12 protein-coding genes are annotated in these 14,379 nt (G+C 69.9%); 3 read left to right on the top strand and 9 right to left on the bottom strand.

All coding sequences use genetic code 11. From position 1 onward, the window contains the following. Window positions 1–71 precede the first annotated feature (71 nt). Window positions 72–2,231, bottom strand: coding sequence for a RecQ family ATP-dependent DNA helicase (locus ACZ60T_RS17520; protein WP_469666651.1), 2,160 nt, complete (start codon window positions 2,229–2,231; stop codon window positions 72–74). A 400-nt stretch (window positions 2,232–2,631) separates the two neighbouring features. Here ACZ60T_RS17520 and ACZ60T_RS17515 point away from each other — a divergent pair, with 400 nt between their 5' ends. Beyond that, the gene (locus ACZ60T_RS17515; protein ID WP_469666650.1) at window positions 2,632–3,264 is read left to right on the top strand and encodes a hypothetical protein; all 633 of its coding nucleotides are present in this window, start codon (window positions 2,632–2,634) and stop codon (window positions 3,262–3,264) included. Window positions 3,265–3,474: 210 nt separating this feature from the next. Here the strand turns inward: ACZ60T_RS17515 and ACZ60T_RS17510 are convergent, their stop codons facing one another. From ACZ60T_RS17510 to ACZ60T_RS17500, 3 genes are all read right to left on the bottom strand, one after another. Beyond that, window positions 3,475–4,080, bottom strand: coding sequence for a hypothetical protein (locus ACZ60T_RS17510; protein ID WP_469666649.1), 606 nt, complete (start codon window positions 4,078–4,080; stop codon window positions 3,475–3,477). A 69-nt stretch (window positions 4,081–4,149) separates the two neighbouring features. After that, complete coding sequence (locus ACZ60T_RS17505) at window positions 4,150–4,851, bottom strand: ribonuclease HII (RefSeq protein WP_469666648.1); 702 nt, start codon at window positions 4,849–4,851, stop codon at window positions 4,150–4,152. Window positions 4,852–4,947: 96 nt separating this feature from the next. Beyond that, window positions 4,948–5,571, bottom strand: coding sequence for a TetR/AcrR family transcriptional regulator (locus ACZ60T_RS17500; protein WP_365623865.1), 624 nt, complete (start codon window positions 5,569–5,571; stop codon window positions 4,948–4,950). Between the two features lie 218 nt (window positions 5,572–5,789). On the opposite strand from ACZ60T_RS17500, the gene ACZ60T_RS17495 reads away from it, so the two are divergent. Further along, on the top strand, window positions 5,790–7,337 hold the full coding sequence (locus ACZ60T_RS17495) for an MFS transporter (protein WP_469666647.1): 1,548 nt from the start codon (window positions 5,790–5,792) through the stop codon (window positions 7,335–7,337). 109 nt (window positions 7,338–7,446) lie between these two features. On the opposite strand, the gene ACZ60T_RS17490 is transcribed toward ACZ60T_RS17495, so the two are convergent. The 3 genes from ACZ60T_RS17490 to ACZ60T_RS17480 form a co-directional block, all read right to left on the bottom strand. Continuing rightward, window positions 7,447–8,364, bottom strand: a complete 918-nt coding sequence (locus ACZ60T_RS17490) for an ADP-ribosylglycohydrolase family protein (protein ID WP_365623869.1) — start codon at window positions 8,362–8,364, stop codon at window positions 7,447–7,449. A gap of 12 nt (window positions 8,365–8,376) precedes the next feature. Next, entirely contained in the window at window positions 8,377–9,036 is a 660-nt protein-coding gene (locus ACZ60T_RS17485; protein WP_365623871.1) for a histidine phosphatase family protein, read from the bottom strand. A gap of 127 nt (window positions 9,037–9,163) precedes the next feature. Then, a complete protein-coding gene (locus tag ACZ60T_RS17480) occupies window positions 9,164–9,769 on the bottom strand; it encodes a YdbC family protein (RefSeq protein WP_252425818.1) in 606 nt (201 codons plus the stop codon). Window positions 9,770–9,922: 153 nt separating this feature from the next. Here ACZ60T_RS17480 and ACZ60T_RS17475 point away from each other — a divergent pair, with 153 nt between their 5' ends. Further along, window positions 9,923–10,456 carry a TerD family protein gene (locus ACZ60T_RS17475; protein WP_365623873.1) on the top strand — a complete coding sequence of 178 codons (534 nt, stop codon included), beginning with the start codon at window positions 9,923–9,925 and terminating at the stop codon, window positions 10,454–10,456. A 102-nt stretch (window positions 10,457–10,558) separates the two neighbouring features. Here the strand turns inward: ACZ60T_RS17475 and ACZ60T_RS17470 are convergent, their stop codons facing one another. Continuing rightward, complete coding sequence (locus tag ACZ60T_RS17470) at window positions 10,559–13,444, bottom strand: vitamin B12-dependent ribonucleotide reductase (RefSeq protein ID WP_365623875.1); 2,886 nt, start codon at window positions 13,442–13,444, stop codon at window positions 10,559–10,561. A 153-nt stretch (window positions 13,445–13,597) separates the two neighbouring features. Continuing rightward, window positions 13,598–14,149, bottom strand: a complete 552-nt coding sequence (nrdR, locus tag ACZ60T_RS17465; RefSeq protein WP_365623877.1) for a transcriptional regulator NrdR — start codon at window positions 14,147–14,149, stop codon at window positions 13,598–13,600. Window positions 14,150–14,379: the final 230 nt, after the last annotated feature.

The raw sequence follows: 14,379 nt of genomic DNA, 5'->3' as shown, positions 1-14,379 counted from the left end.
CGAACAGCCGCATCTCAGGACGAACGAAGCCGCACCCCCGGCCGCCGGCGGCACCCGCGCCAGGGCCGGACTCAGCCCGCAGCGGCGAGGACCAGCGGAAGGACTTGGCCGCTGCCCGCCCGCCGGAGAAGGCGGGCGGCGACGGCGAGGGTCCAGCCGGAGTCGGTGCAGTCGTCCACGAGCAGGACCGGGCCCGAAGCACGCTTCAGGGCATCGGCCAGCTCCTCGGAGACCGTGAAGGCCCCGGACAGTGCCCTGAGGCGCTGGGCGGAGTTGCTGCGATGTGCCGTGCGGACGCCGCCCGGCTCGGTGTGGGTCAGAGTCCCCAGGAAAGGAAGGTGACCGATGGCCGCGATTCCCTGCGCGAGGGAACCGACCAACTGCGGGCGGGCCACGGACGGTACGGCGACCACCCCTACCGGCCGGGCAGCGGCGTCCGGCACGTCCGGCGCCCAACCCCCCGCAGAGCGTGCCCAGTCGGCGAGGACAGCCACCGCGGCCCGCAGCACGTCGTCGGGGACCGGCCCGTCCGGCGCGTTCTCGGCCAGCAGAGGGCGCAGCCGGTTGCCCCAGCCGATGTCCGAGAGCCGCCCCAGGGCGCGCCCGGTGGCGCACTGTTCCCCGGCCGGGATACGGCCCTTGAGGTCGATACCGAGTGCGGGCATGCCCGTGGGCCACATCCGGCGCGGCTCGATCTCCACGCCGGGGCGGTCCAGTTCCTTCACCGCTCCGGTCAACGCCTCCGCCGAGACGGACGATTCCGCCCACGCTCCCGCGCAGTTGTCGCAACGGCCGCACGGGGCGGCGCCCTCGTCGTCCAACTGGTCGCGCAGGAACTCCATACGGCACCGAGTCGTGCTCACGTAGTCCCGCATGGCCTGCCGCTCGGCCGCCCGCTGCCGCGCCACCCACGCGTAGCGCTCGGCGTCGTAGACCCACGACCGGCCGGTGGAGATCCAGCCGCCCTTGACGCGTTGGACCGCCCCGTCCACGTCGAGCACCTTGAGCATGGTCTCCAGACGCGTGCGGCGAAGGTCGACCAGGGCCTCCAGGGCCGGTACGGACAGCGGCCGTCCGGCGGTGGCAAGGACCGAGAGTGTCTGGCGTACCTGCTCCTCGGGCGGGAACGCGGTGTCGGCGAAGTAGCGCCAGATCGCCTCGTCCTCCTTGCCCGGCAGCATGAGCACATCGGCGTGCTCCACCCCGCGGCCCGCGCGGCCGACCTGTTGGTAGTAGGCGATCGGAGAGGACGGTGAACCAAGATGTACGACGAAGCCCAGGTCCGGCTTGTCGAAGCCCATACCGAGCGCGGAGGTCGCCACGAGTGCCTTGACCCGGTTCTCCTTGAGGTCGTCCTCGGCCTGGAGCCGGTCGGCGTTCTCCGTACGGCCGGTGTAGGAAGCCACCTTGAAGCCGCGCTGCCGCAGGAAGGCGGTGGCCTCCTCGGCCGCGGCGACGGTGAGGACATAGATGATCCCGGAGCCCGGCAGCTCGTCGAGGTGCTCGGCGAGCCAGCCCAGGCGGTGCGCCGCGTCCGGCAGCCGGACGACTCCGAGCCGCAGGCTCTCCCGCTCCAGCGAGCCGCGCAGCACCAGAGCCTCCCCCGCGCCGGTACCCAACTGCTCGGCCACGTCCGCGGTGACGCGCGCGTTGGCGGTCGCCGTGGTGGCCAGCACCGGCACACCGGGGGCGAGGTCGCCGAGCATCGCCCGCAACCGGCGGTAGTCGGGCCGGAAGTCATGGCCCCAGTCGGAGATACAGTGCGCCTCGTCGACCACCAGCAGACCGGTCGTGGCCGCGAGCTTGGGAAGCACCTGGTCACGGAAGTCCACGGAATTGAGGCGTTCGGGGCTCACGAGGAGTACGTCGGTCTCACCGCGCTCGACCTCCGCGTAGATCGTGTCCCACTCCTCCGGATTGGCCGAGTTGATCGTGCGCGCGCGGATACCGGCCCGCTCCGCGGCCTCGACCTGGTTACGCATCAACGCCAGCAGCGGCGAGACGATCACCGTGGGACCGGAGCCGCGTCGGCGCAGCAGCGCGGTGGCGACGAAGTACACCGCCGACTTCCCCCAGCCGGTGCGCTGCACCACCAGAGCACGCCGACGCTCCTCGACCAGGGCGGCCACCGCCTGCCACTGGTCCTCCCGCAGCCGCGCCGCGCCGTCGGGGGCGCCGACCAGCTCGGCGAGGACGGCATCGGCTTCGGCGCGCAGCTCCAGGTTGTCCATACCCCCCATGCAACCCGATTCCGAGGGCCACCGGCCAACTCACTCAGCGTGACAGTCACCTCGCCATCGGTGCGCCCGCGCCCTCGCCTCCATGGGCGTGGCCGCGAGAGATCCCCAACCGACAAGACGGGAGGGCACATTGACGCCGATCCGTGCCGCGTACGCGCGGCCCGCCTCTCCCCCAGAACATGTCGGCACAGGCTGACAGGGGATGTAGGTCACATATCACTAGAAGCCGGGCGGCGGTTCATCGCGCTCGTTGCCGCATGTCCGTTCGACGGGAAGAATTGAGGTCCGCTCTCCGCGCGGCTCGTCCGTGATCCGGCAGAACTCCGCCGCGGTGGGCGCTCCCCCAGTCCGATCCCGCCCGCCCCGTGGGCGGGTAGCCGAAGGGAGGACCGTGACCTTCGGATTCACTTCGTCCTCACCAGCATCCCTGTCGGTCGCCGCCGAACCGTCCGCCGCCTCCGCTCCCTTGGCCCGGATACTCGAACCCGCGGAGTGGGCAGCCGCCGGGATTCCGCTGCTCCGTAACCCTCGAGAGATCGTCGGCGCGCTGCACGCCCTGCATCAGCCGCGGCACTCCATGGCCGTCGTGGCCGTTCTGGATCCGGACGGACGACTGCGGGCGAGCGCGTCGTTCACCCGGCTTCCCGCTCCGGCGGACGGATGGGTGCTCCGTAACGCGCTGCTCGCCCGGCTGCGTCAGGTCATCCCGCACGATCTACGGCGGCGGACCCCCGTACGGACCGCCGTGCTGCTCTACTGCCGTGAGGGCGAGGCACGTTGGACGGAGGAGGACGGGGCGTGGATGTGGGGCCTGCGGGACGCGTGCACACTGCACGGGCTGCGGTGCGGTGCGTACATCACGCTGACGCGTGACGGCTGGCAGGTCCTCGGTGAGGGCCGGGGCGGACGCCACCCCAACGCGCGGTCAGCGCCGGGGACATCCGCTCCGCCGGGGGCACCGCCACCGCTCCCGCTGACCGGGGGCGCCGCCTCGGAGGTACTCCGCCGGGCCACCGCCCGCTGAACGCGGCGACCTCGCAGAGGCTGTCCCGGCCCGCGGCGATGCCACATCGGCCGGGGCCGGTGCGGGCACAGGCCGAAGCGGCCTCCGCGCCGGGGGCGTCGACGCGACACCCTCACCGCCCCCGGCCGAGACCCGGACCTAACCCGGTGACCGGGTTCCGGGCCTGCGGCGCGGGGACGGAACGCGGGTGGTCCGGCACTGCCGGACCACTCAGACGCCCGCGCCCAGCACCGAGTTGATCTGCTGCGGGTTGCCGCAGACGATCAGCAGGGCATCGGCCCGGCCGAGCGCCAGGGGAAGCGACGTGGCGACAGCGGCGTCGTCTCCGCCGTTGACAGCGACCACGACCACCGGGCGGCGGGCGGCACGCGACGCGACGGAGGCGTCCGCGTAGAAGACGTCGTCACCGGCCTCGTGCTGGGCCCAGTAGGCGGCTTCGCCGAAGGACAGTTCGTGCGCGGCCCACGGATGCGGATCGCCGGTGGTGATCACCAGCACCTCACCAGGGGCGCGGCCGGAGTCCAGCAGCAGGTCGACGGCTTCCTCGGCAGCGTCCAGCGCGCCCTCGGCGGAGGCCGGGACCAGTTGGATCTGCGGGGTGGAAGCAGGAGCGGACGGCCCTGGCTTCGCGGGCTCGTGCGAGCCGCGCTGAGCCGGCACGGGCCGAACGGGACCCGGACGACCGGGACGCGCAGGGGCCACGGGGCGGGGACCGGGTACAGGACGAGGGGTCGGCGCGGTGCGGCCGCTGGCCGGAGTGACGCGGGGACCCTGGGCGCTCTCGTGAATCTGAGACTCCTCGGGAATGAGAGGCATGAGCTGATTTTTATCAAACGCCGATACGAGACGCGTCGGCGGGTTGCACATGAGTGCGATCGGAACCGGTCAGAAGTCGAAGCCGAGCTGGCCCTCGATCTCCGGCGCGGTTCCAGCCGCCGGGTTGCGGACCTTCTTGAGATGCCGCCACTGGGGCAGCGCATCAAGATACGCCCACGACAAGCGGTGGTACGGGGTGGGGCCCCGCTCCTCCAGCGCGGCCTTGTGCACGGGCGACGGATACCCGGCGTTGGCAGCAAAACCGAAGTCTGCATGGTCGAGGCCCAGTTCGGCCATCATTTTGTCGCGGTGAACCTTCGCGATCACCGAAGCCGCCGCGACCGCCACACACGACTGGTCACCCTTGATCACGGTGCGCACTCGCCAGGGCGCCCCCAGATAGTCGTGCTTGCCGTCGAGGATGACCGCGTCGGGGCGGACCGGTAGCGTGTCCAGGGCGCGCACCGCGGCGAGCCGGAGGGCGGCTGTCATCCCGAGGTCGTCGATCTCCTCCGGGGAGGCATGGCCGAGGGCGTACGCCGTCACCCACGTCTCCAGCAGCCCGGCGAGCTCGGTGCGGCGCTTGACGGTGAGCAGCTTGGAGTCGGTGAGGCCCTCAGGCGGTCGGCGCAGGCCGGTGACCGCGGCGCAGACGGTGACCGGGCCGGCCCACGCACCGCGCCCCACCTCGTCGACACCGGCGATGACCTTCGCTCCGGTCGTGGCGCGAAGGGAGCGCTCGACGGTGTGAGTAGGGGGTTCGTACGGCATGGCGCCCTTAGCGTACGCCGCCGGGATCCCTGCGCGACACCCCGGTTTCCCCTGACGACCGAGCACCCCGCTCCGCCCCCGCCCCGAAGGCCCGGTTCAGTCGCCTTCCGGCCGCAGCAGCGGAACCATCAACTGGTCGATCATCTCCTCGAGATCCCGCTCACACCATTCACTGCCGCACACCTTCGCGCGGTACATCATCATCGCCGGGATGACATCGAAGACGTACTCGTTCGCGGCACCACCGCGCACCTCACCACGCTCTATCCCACGGATGGTGACCTCGCGCAGCAGCTTCGAGGCCGGCTCGACGAGACCCTCGAAGATCACGGCGTGGAAGCGTTGAGCCTGGAGCGTGTCGCATTCGTGAATCACCGAGCGAAGCGCCACGCCGGGGCATGAGTACATCGCCTCCCGCGCCTGCCGACACAGCGCGAGCAGATCCTCGCGCACGCTCCCGAGGTCGGGCGCCCGATCGAGGCGCGGCAACGCCGCCTGGAGCGCCGCCGCGACGAGTTCTTCCTTGGACGACCAGCGACGGTAGACCGCGGCCTTGCCGGTCTGGGCGCCGGCCGCGACAGCCTCCATGGTGAGGCCGTTCCAGCCGACGGTACTGAGCTGCTCCAGCGCGGCGTCGAGGATCGCGCGTTCGAGCACGGCACCACGCCGGCGCAGAGAGATCGGCTGCGCGGACGCGGCCGTCGTGGACGAAGTAGCCATCTGTACATCTCCGTTGAGCGTGGGGGCGGGGATCGCGAGGGCTGTGGGACCGCGGGGACTACGGGGACCGCGGGGACCACAGGGGAAGCGACGAGCGGGCGGGCGATGTCGTGCGGAATCGAATTCAGTGAACGCTTGCGTTCCCTAAAGAGGATTGCTTACCGTTGGACGTGACAGTGAACGCGACCGTTCACTAACTCACCTGTGGGGGACTCTCCGTGACAACCTCTCCGTTACGTCAGGATCAGAAGCCGGAAGCCACGCGCCGGGAAGGGCGTCCGGGCATCGCACTCGCCGTCATCGTGGCCAGCCAACTCATGGTGGTACTCGACTCGACGATTGTGAACATCGCGCTGCCGCACATTCAAGGCGCGCTCCGTTTCAGCACCACCGATCTCACGTGGGTGATCAGCGCCTACACGCTCACCTTCGGCGGTCTGCTGCTGCTCGGCGGCCGGGCCGGTGACATCCTCGGTCGGCGTCGGATCTTCATGATCGGCATTCTGCTGTTCACCTTGGCCTCGCTGCTCGGTGGACTGGCGCAGGAACCCTGGCAGTTGCTGACCGCGCGTGCCCTCCAGGGTGTGGGCGGGGCCATAGCGTCGCCCACCGCGCTGGCGCTCGTCACCACCACGTTCCCCGAAGGCCCCGCGCGGAACCGCGCGTTCGGCATCTTCGCCGCGGTCTCGGCCGGTGGCGGCGCGATCGGCCTGCTGGCCGGCGGCATGCTCACGGAGTGGCTCGACTGGCGCTGGGTCCTCTTCGTCAACGTACCCATCGGCGCCCTGATCGTCGTGCTCACACCGAAGTTCATCAGCGAGTCCCCACGCCACCCGGGACGCTTCGACATCGCGGGTGCGCTCACCTCGACGCTCGGCATGGCGTCCCTGGTGTACGGCTTCATCCGCGTCTCCGAGGAGAACTGGCGGGACAGCCTCGCCCTCGGGTCCTTCGCCGCGGCCGTCGTGCTGCTGACCGCGTTCGTCTTCGTCGAGAGGCGGGCCCTGGAACCGATCACCCCGCTCAGGATGTTCGCCGACCGCAATCGCTCGGGCACATACGTGATCATGCTGAGTCTGGCAGCGGCGATGTTCGGCCTGTTCTTCTACATCGTGCTCTTCGTGCAGAACGTGCTGGGGTACACGCCGATATCGGCGGGGGTGGCCTTCCTTCCGGTGACGGTGGCCATCGTGGTCGGCGCGGGTCTGTCGCAGCGGTTCCTGCCGGTGCTGGGCCCCAAGCCGTTCATGCTGACAGGCGCGACACTGGTGGCCATCGGACTGGTCTGGCTCACGTTCATCAGCCCGGACAGCTCGTACGTCACCGGGGTGCTCGGCCCGATGATGACGTTCGGCCTCGGCATGGGTCTGAACTTCGTGACACTGACGCTGACCGCGGTCTCGGGTGTGGCCCCGCACGAGGCGGGTGCGGCCTCGGGTCTGCTCAGCACCACACAGCAGGTGGGTGGTTCGCTCGGCCTGTCCATCCTGACCACGGTGTTCGGCACGGCCAGCCGCAGCGAGGCGGACCGGCAGATACCGAAGTTCCTCGCGAACGGGACGGCCGAGCAGAAGGCGGAGTTCGCGAGGACGCGTCAACTACCGGCTCCCTGGGGGCACGAGGTCCTCGCGCACGGCATCTCGACGGCGTTCGTCCCGGCCACCGTCATGGCCGTACTGGCCCTGGCCACGGCCGCGTTGGTCATCCGTGTACGCAAGAGCGACCTGGCGGCCCTGTCCGGCACGGCGGGACCGGCCGCGGGCTGAGCGCGGCTCTGCCCGGTCCTGACGGGTCCTGGCCTGCGGTCCTTCCCCGGTTCGCACGGCCGGGGGTGCCCACCCGCGACCACCGGCCCCGGTGCCCGGCGCTGCCGCGCTACCTCGACGAAGGTGCCCAGTCAGGCAGTGGTTCCGCCCGTTCCAGCCAGTGGGCGGGCGGTGTGCCGGCCTTCTCGGCGGCCACCACTCCGCCGACGATGGCGCAGGTGGTGTCCACGTCGCCGCCCACCTGGGCCGTCGTCCAGAAGGCCTGTTCGTAGTCGCCGAGGGCGCGCGCCGCCGACCAGAGCGCGAACGGCACCGTGTCGTGCGCGGTCGTCCGCCGTCCGCAGCCCAGGACGGCCGCGACCGTCCCCGCGTCGCCGTAGTCGAGCATGTCGCGCGCCCGCCGCAGCCCGGCGCCGACGGCGCTCTTCGGGACGAGGGAGATGACGCCGTCGAGCAGGGCCTCGGCGCTCGGCGGACCTGCCGGAGCGGCGACGAGGGCGGCAGCCGCGGCGACGGCCATGGCACCGGCCACGGCCTCACGGTGCTGGTGGGTGGGGTACGCGGAGATCTCCGCCTGGTGGGTGGCCTGCTCGGGGTCGCCCGCGTACCAGGCGCCCAGGGGCGCGATCCGCATCGCCGCGCCGTTGCCCCACGACCCCTGCCCCTCGAACAGCGCGGCGGCCAGCTCACGCCAGTCGCCGCCCTCACGGACCAGCCGCAGCAGACGGTTCACGGCGGGGCCGTAGCCGCGGTCGAAGTCATGGTGCTCGGCGAAGGAGTGGGCGAGCGCGTCCTGGTCGACACGGCGGTGCAGGACCAGCACGGACACGACGGAGCAGGCCATCTCCGTGTCGTCCGTCCACTGCCAGCGGCCCGACGGCAGCTCGCGGCGCTTGAGCAGCGGATAGTTGGCGGGAACGAAGAACTGTGAGCCCAGCGCGTCCCCCACCGCCAGTCCGCGCAGGCTGGCCAGGGCGCGCTCCAGGCGCCGGGGAGGGAAGTCTGCGGTCGAGAAGTCAGCGGTCATCGCCCTGCCACTCTATCCGGTGACCCAGTACGGCTCCGGATCACGCCAGCGCTCGAACGGCTGGTCGAGCGCGTACTTGCCGTTCTCGCCGAGGACGAGCATGCGGGTCTCGCCGTTGCCCGGGTTCGACAGGCATTCGAACTCGGCGACCGTCCAGTGGAACCAGCGCATACAGAACAGCCGCATGGCCAGCCCATGGGTCACCAGCAGGACGTTCTGCGGGGGGTCGGGGGCCTCGAAGCTCCGGAACAGGCTCTCCAGGAAGCCGCCCACGCGGTCGTACACATCGGCGCCGGACTCGCCCTGGGCGAAGCGGTAGAAGAAGTGGCCGTAGGCGTCCCGGTACTCCTTCTGGAGCTGTACGTCGTCGCGGTCCTGCCAGTTGCCCCAGTCCTGCTCCCGCAGCCGGGGCTCCTCCCGGACGCGGATCAGCTCGGGGTCCAGACGGAAGGCCTGGAGCGTCTCGTGGGTACGGCGGTAGGGGGAGACGTACACGCTGACGCGCTCCCGGCCGAAGATCTCCCGCAGTCGCCTGCCCGTCTCCTCCGCCTGCCGCCATCCCCTCTCGGTGAGCGGCAGCGCGTGGTCCGGCGAGCGTTCGTACACGGAGTCATCGGCATTGCCCGCCGACTCGCCGTGCCGGACAAGGACGATGCGCCGTGGTCGTACCATGGCAAAATCCTAGTGCCGCAGCGGGCGGCGTTCCCCTTGTAGTGAGCGGCCCCTTGTAGTGAGCGGCCCCCGCCGCGGTCACCACGTCCGCGGGCTCACACCGTCGTGATCATCGCGTCCGCGGGCTTCATACCGTCCACGTCGGCTCCAGGTCCACGACATCGCCCGTGAGCGCCGCGACGTCCGCTTCCGTCTGTGCCCGCAGCGCCAGGCGCTCCACGCGTTCGACCCGGTACTTGCCGTGCTCGGCGTCCGACTGCCACATCGACAGGACCAGGAACTCATGGCCCGGCGCCTCGCCGAACAGGCCGCGGACCATGCCCGGCGATCCGGCCATGGCGGGGTTCCACACCTTCTCCTGCATCAGCGCGAAGTGCTCGGCCCGTTCCTCGTGAACCCGGCAGTGCGCGACCCGCACCAGATCGGTGTCCGTGAAGCGGGGCTCGAAGCCGGTCTTCACATCGAAGCGGTGGTCGAACAGCCTGACCTGCGCGTCCGTGAACGTACCGGACTGCGACGCGGCGAGCCGGTCATGGGAACGCGCCATGAACGAGTCGTAGAAGGCGCGGCTCTCCCAGAACGCGAAGACATGCGCCACACCAGGCCTGCCCCGGCTCCAGCCTCCGCCCTGTCCCCGAAATCCCGGCTCCCCCAGAAGCCCCGCCCATTTCCGCTGCCCCCGCTCGAAACCGCGGCGATCGACCACGGTGCAGCGAATCCACTTGACCAGCACCGCGCCATCGTACGGCCCTGTACGTGGCGTTGGTCACGGTCCGGCTGACTCCACCCGGGCGAGGGGCCCGGTACCCGAGGCACAATGGACAACTGGCCACTGATGCACTGGAGTTCGTGCGGAGCAGTGCATGGGATCGGGGAGGAACGTGTGATGAGCGCTCTCAACAAGGGCATCCAGAAGGTGGAGTTGGCACTGAAGTGGGACCCGAGCCCGGCGGGTCAGCCGCCCACCGATCTCGACATCGTGGCGGCGACCTACCTGGCGACGGATCCGTACGGGGACCCCGACTACGTCGTGCACTTCGACAGCCGTTCCCCGGACGGCACGATCAATCTGAACCGCGACAGCACCGACGGCAAGGGCTTCGGCTGGGACGAGATCATGACGCTGGAGCTGTACCGGCTCGCCGGCCGGTACGCGCGCGTGGTGTGCGGCGTCGTCATCCAGCAGCACATGGGGCGCAAGACCTTCGTCGACGTCCTGAACCCGGGGGTGCGGCTGCGCGAGGGCTACACGGTGCTCGCCGAGGACGACTTCGGCGGCGTGCTGGGCTCCACCGCGACGACGGTGGGCGAGTTCGTCCGCGACGCCTCCGGTATGTGGACGTTCGCGCCGGGGCTGCACGGCCACGACACGGACCCCGCGGGCTTCACGCGCATCATGGGCGCACCGCGCAGCTCCTGAGCGGCCCGCGCCCTCGTACGCCGAAGGGCGGCACGGCCATCGGCCGTGCCGCCCTTCCGAGGTTCGCCCTCAGGGGATGAGGGGCGCCCTCAGGGGATCAGATCAGCTGCATCCGCTCGTCGAGCCGCAGCCCTCGCAGATGTAGCAGGAGCCCGCCCGCTGCATCTTGGTGCCGCAGGAGAAGCACAGCGGGGCGTCCGCCTGGATGCCGAGCTGCATCTCCACCAGTTCGGCGTTGGTGTGCGCCTGCTTCGGGGCCGACTGCGTCGCCGCGGTCTCGGCCTTCGGGGTGACGACCGTCCTCAGCTCCTGGGCGAGCGGCGCCGACTGGGCCAGGCCCTCGACGTCGATCTCCTCGTCGATCGGCTCGTACGAGCCGGTCTCCAGGTGCCGCTGGCGCTCCTCGGCGGAGTGGATGCCGAGCGCGGAGCGCGTCTCGAAGGGCAGGAAGTCCAGCGCCAGGCGGCGGAAGATGTAGTCGACGATCGACTGCGCCATCCGCACGTCCGGGTCGTCCGTCATACCGGCCGGCTCGAAGCGCATGTTGGTGAACTTCGAGACGTAGGTCTCCAGCGGCACGCCGTACTGCAGGCCCACCGAGACGGCGATGGAGAAGGCGTCCATCATGCCCGCGAGGGTCGAGCCCTGCTTGGACATCTTCAGGAAGACCTCGCCCAGCCCGTCGTCCGGGTAGGAGTTGGCCGTCATGTACCCCTCGGCGCCGCCGACGGTGAACGAGGTGGTGATGCCGGGACGACCCTTCGGAAGGCGCTTGCGGACCGGGCGGTACTCGACGACCTTCTCGACCGCGGGCTTCGCCGCGGACACCGGCGCCTGCTTCTCGGTGGTCTCCTTCTTCTTGGCGGAGAGCGGCTGACCGACCTTGCAGTTGTCGCGGTAGATCGCGAGCGCCTTGATGCCCAGCTTCCAGGCCTCGAAGTAGATCTCCTCGACCTCCTCGACGGTCGCCGACTCCGGCATGTTGACCGTCTTGGAGATGGCGCCGGAGATCCACGGCTGGATCGCGGCCATCATCCGGACGTGGCCCATCGGGGAGATGGCGCGCTCGCCCATGGCGCAGTCGAAGACCTCGTAGTGCTCCTGCTTGAGGCCCGGCGCGTCGATCACATTGCCGTTCTCGGCGATGTGGGCGACGATCGCCTCGATCTGCTCCTCCTGGTAGCCGAGGCGGCGCAGCGCCTGCGGCACGGTGCCGTTGACGATCTGCATCGAGCCGCCGCCGACCAGCTTCTTGAACTTGACCAGGGCCAGGTCCGGCTCCACACCCGTGGTGTCGCAGGACATCGCGAGACCGATGGTGCCGGTCGGCGCGAGGACGGACGCCTGGGAGTTGCGGAAGCCGTTCTTCTCGCCGAGGCGGAGCACGTCCTGCCAGGCCTCCGTGGCGGCGGCCCACACCGGCGTGTCCAGGTCGTCCATGCGGACGGCCGTGGCGTTGGCGTCGGCGTGCTGCTGCATGACGCGCAGATGCGGCTTCTCGTTGCGGGCGTAGCCGTCGTACGGGCCGACGACCGCGGCCAGCTCGGCCGAACGCCGGTACGCCGTGCCGGTCATCAGGGAGGTGATGGCGCCGGCCAGGGCGCGACCGCCGTTGGAGTCGTACGCGTGCCCGGTCGCCATGAGGAGGGCGCCGAGGTTGGCGTAGCCGATGCCGAGCTGGCGGTACGCGCGGGTGTTCTCGCCGATCTTCTGGGTCGGGAAGTCCGCGAAGCAGATCGAGATGTCCATCGCGGTGATGACCAGCTCGACGACCTTGGCGAAGCGCTCGACGTCGAAGGACTGGTGGCCCTTGCCGTCGTCCTTCAGGAACTTCATCAGGTTCAGCGAGGCGAGGTTGCAGGACGTGTTGTCCAGGTGCATGTACTCGCTGCACGGGTTCGAGCCGTTGATCCGGCCGGACTCCGGGCACGTGTGCCAGTGGTTGATCGTGTCGTCGTACTGGATGCCGGGGTCGGCGCAGGCCCAGGCGGCCTCGGCCATCTTGCGGAAGAGCGACTTGGCGTCGACCTCCTCGATGACCTCACCCGTCATACGGGCGCGCAGGCCGAACTGCCCGCCGTTCTCGACGGCCTTCATGAAGGTGTCGTTGACGCGGACCGAGTTGTTGGCGTTCTGGTACTGGACGGAGGTGATGTCGTCACCGCCGAGGTCCATGTCGAAGCCCGCGTCACGCAGGGCGCGGATCTTCTCCTCCTCCTGGACCTTGGTCTCGATGAAGTTCTCGACGTCGGGGTGGTCGACGTCCAGGATGACCATCTTGGCGGCGCGGCGGGTGGCGCCACCCGACTTGATCGTTCCGGCGGAGGCGTCGGCGCCCCGCATGAAGGAGACCGGGCCGGAGGCGTTGCCGCCGGAGGAGAGCAGCTCCTTGGAGGAGCGGATCCGGGAGAGGTTCAGGCCGGCGCCGGAGCCGCCCTTGAAGATCATGCCCTCTTCCTTGTACCAGTCGAGGATCGACTCCATGGAGTCGTCGACGGACAGGATGAAGCAGGCGGAGACCTGCTGGGGCTGGGGGGTGCCGACGTTGAACCAGACGGGGCTGTTGAAGCTGAAGATCTGGTGCAGGAGGGCGTAGGCCAGTTCGTGCTCGAAGATCTCCGCGTCGGCGGGCGAGGCGAAGTACTTGTAGTCCTCACCGGCCTTCCGGTACGTCTTCACGATGCGGTCGATCAGCTGCTTGAGGCTGGTCTCGCGCTGGGGGGTGCCGACGGCACCACGGAAGTACTTGCTGGTGACGATGTTGACCGCGTTCACCGACCAGAACTCGGGGAACTCGACGCCACGCTGCTCGAAGTTGACCGAGCCGTCGCGCCAGTTGGTCATGACGACGTCACGGCGCGCCCACTCGACCTCGTCGTACGGGTGCACGCCGGGGGTCGTGTGGATGCGCTCGACCCGCAGTCCCTTGGTGGCCTTGGCCCCCTTCGCTCGGGAACCTCGTGCCGGACCGCTCGCCGTCTCTGTCATGCCGCCTCCCTGTTTCGGGCAAAACGCCCAAAGGTACCCATTTCTTCCCGGGGCACCGTGTCGTCTGTCTGCTTGTCACGCGTGTCCGTGCGCGGGCGCGCGTGACGGGTCTGTGTGTGCCGCCGACGAGGCCGGCCCCTGCCGGCCCTCGCGTCAGTCGGTGGCGGTGGCGGGCACGGGGGCGTCGGCCGCCCCACTGGACCCGCGATCGGCTCCCTCGCACGCCCCGTCCGGGTCGTCGTCCGCGACGAGGTGCTCCTGCTGCTGCTTCCTGAGTTCCGCGATGGCGGCCTCGAAGTCCTCCAGCGAGTCGAACGCCCGGTACACGGACGCGAACCGCAGGTAGGCGACGAGGTCGAGCTCCTGCAAGGGACCGAGTATGGCCAGGCCCACGTCATGGGTGGTCAGCTCGGCGCTCCCGGTGGCCCGCACCGCCTCCTCGACCCGCTGACCGAGCTGGGCGAGCGCGTCCTCCGTGACCGGCCGCCCCTGGCATGCCTTGCGCACACCGTTGATGATCTTGGTGCGACTGAAGGGCTCGGTGACTCCGGATCGCTTGACGACCATCAGCGAGCACGTCTCCACCGTCGTGAAGCGACGGGAGCAGCCGGGGCACTGACGGCGCCTGCGGATCGACGTGCCGTCGTCGGTCGTACGACTGTCGACGACGCGGCTGTCGGGGTGCCTGCAGAAGGGACAGTGCATGGCTCCAACCCTCCTTTTCAGCACGGCTCATAGACCTCGCGAGGCCTCACGGGCCCCTCGAAGCAGCCCCAAGCATAGGCGATCGTGAGAGTCGCCAAGACCAAGGGACCACAACTTCTGGGCCACTGTCGCAATCCAACCACTACATGTAGCGATCGGCTCATACATACGTCGTTGACGCGCGTCGACATGGACCGACGGAGGCGTGCCGCCAGAGCGCCCCGAAGCGG

The sequence above is a fragment of the Streptomyces sp. NPDC104371 genome (genome assembly GCF_055583785.1).
Note: the sequence above shows the minus strand (reverse complement) of the source record. Positions and strands in the feature narration are given on the sequence as shown.

Coding starts and splice junctions, on each gene's coding strand:
- ACZ60T_RS17520 (WP_469666651.1), bottom strand. CDS start 2,231: ATGGACAACCTGGAGCTGCGCGCCGAAGCCGATGCCGTCCTCGCCGAG.
- ACZ60T_RS17510 (WP_469666649.1), bottom strand. CDS start 4,080: ATGCCTCTCATTCCCGAGGAGTCTCAGATTCACGAGAGCGCCCAGGGT.
- ACZ60T_RS17505 (WP_469666648.1), bottom strand. CDS start 4,851: ATGCCGTACGAACCCCCTACTCACACCGTCGAGCGCTCCCTTCGCGCC.
- ACZ60T_RS17500 (WP_365623865.1), bottom strand. CDS start 5,571: ATGGCTACTTCGTCCACGACGGCCGCGTCCGCGCAGCCGATCTCTCTG.
- ACZ60T_RS17490 (WP_365623869.1), bottom strand. CDS start 8,364: ATGACCGCTGACTTCTCGACCGCAGACTTCCCTCCCCGGCGCCTGGAG.
- ACZ60T_RS17485 (WP_365623871.1), bottom strand. CDS start 9,036: ATGGTACGACCACGGCGCATCGTCCTTGTCCGGCACGGCGAGTCGGCG.
- ACZ60T_RS17475 (WP_365623873.1), top strand. CDS start 9,923: ATGAGCGCTCTCAACAAGGGCATCCAGAAGGTGGAGTTGGCACTGAAG.
- ACZ60T_RS17470 (WP_365623875.1), bottom strand. CDS start 13,444: ATGACAGAGACGGCGAGCGGTCCGGCACGAGGTTCCCGAGCGAAGGGG.
- nrdR (WP_365623877.1), bottom strand. CDS start 14,149: ATGCACTGTCCCTTCTGCAGGCACCCCGACAGCCGCGTCGTCGACAGT.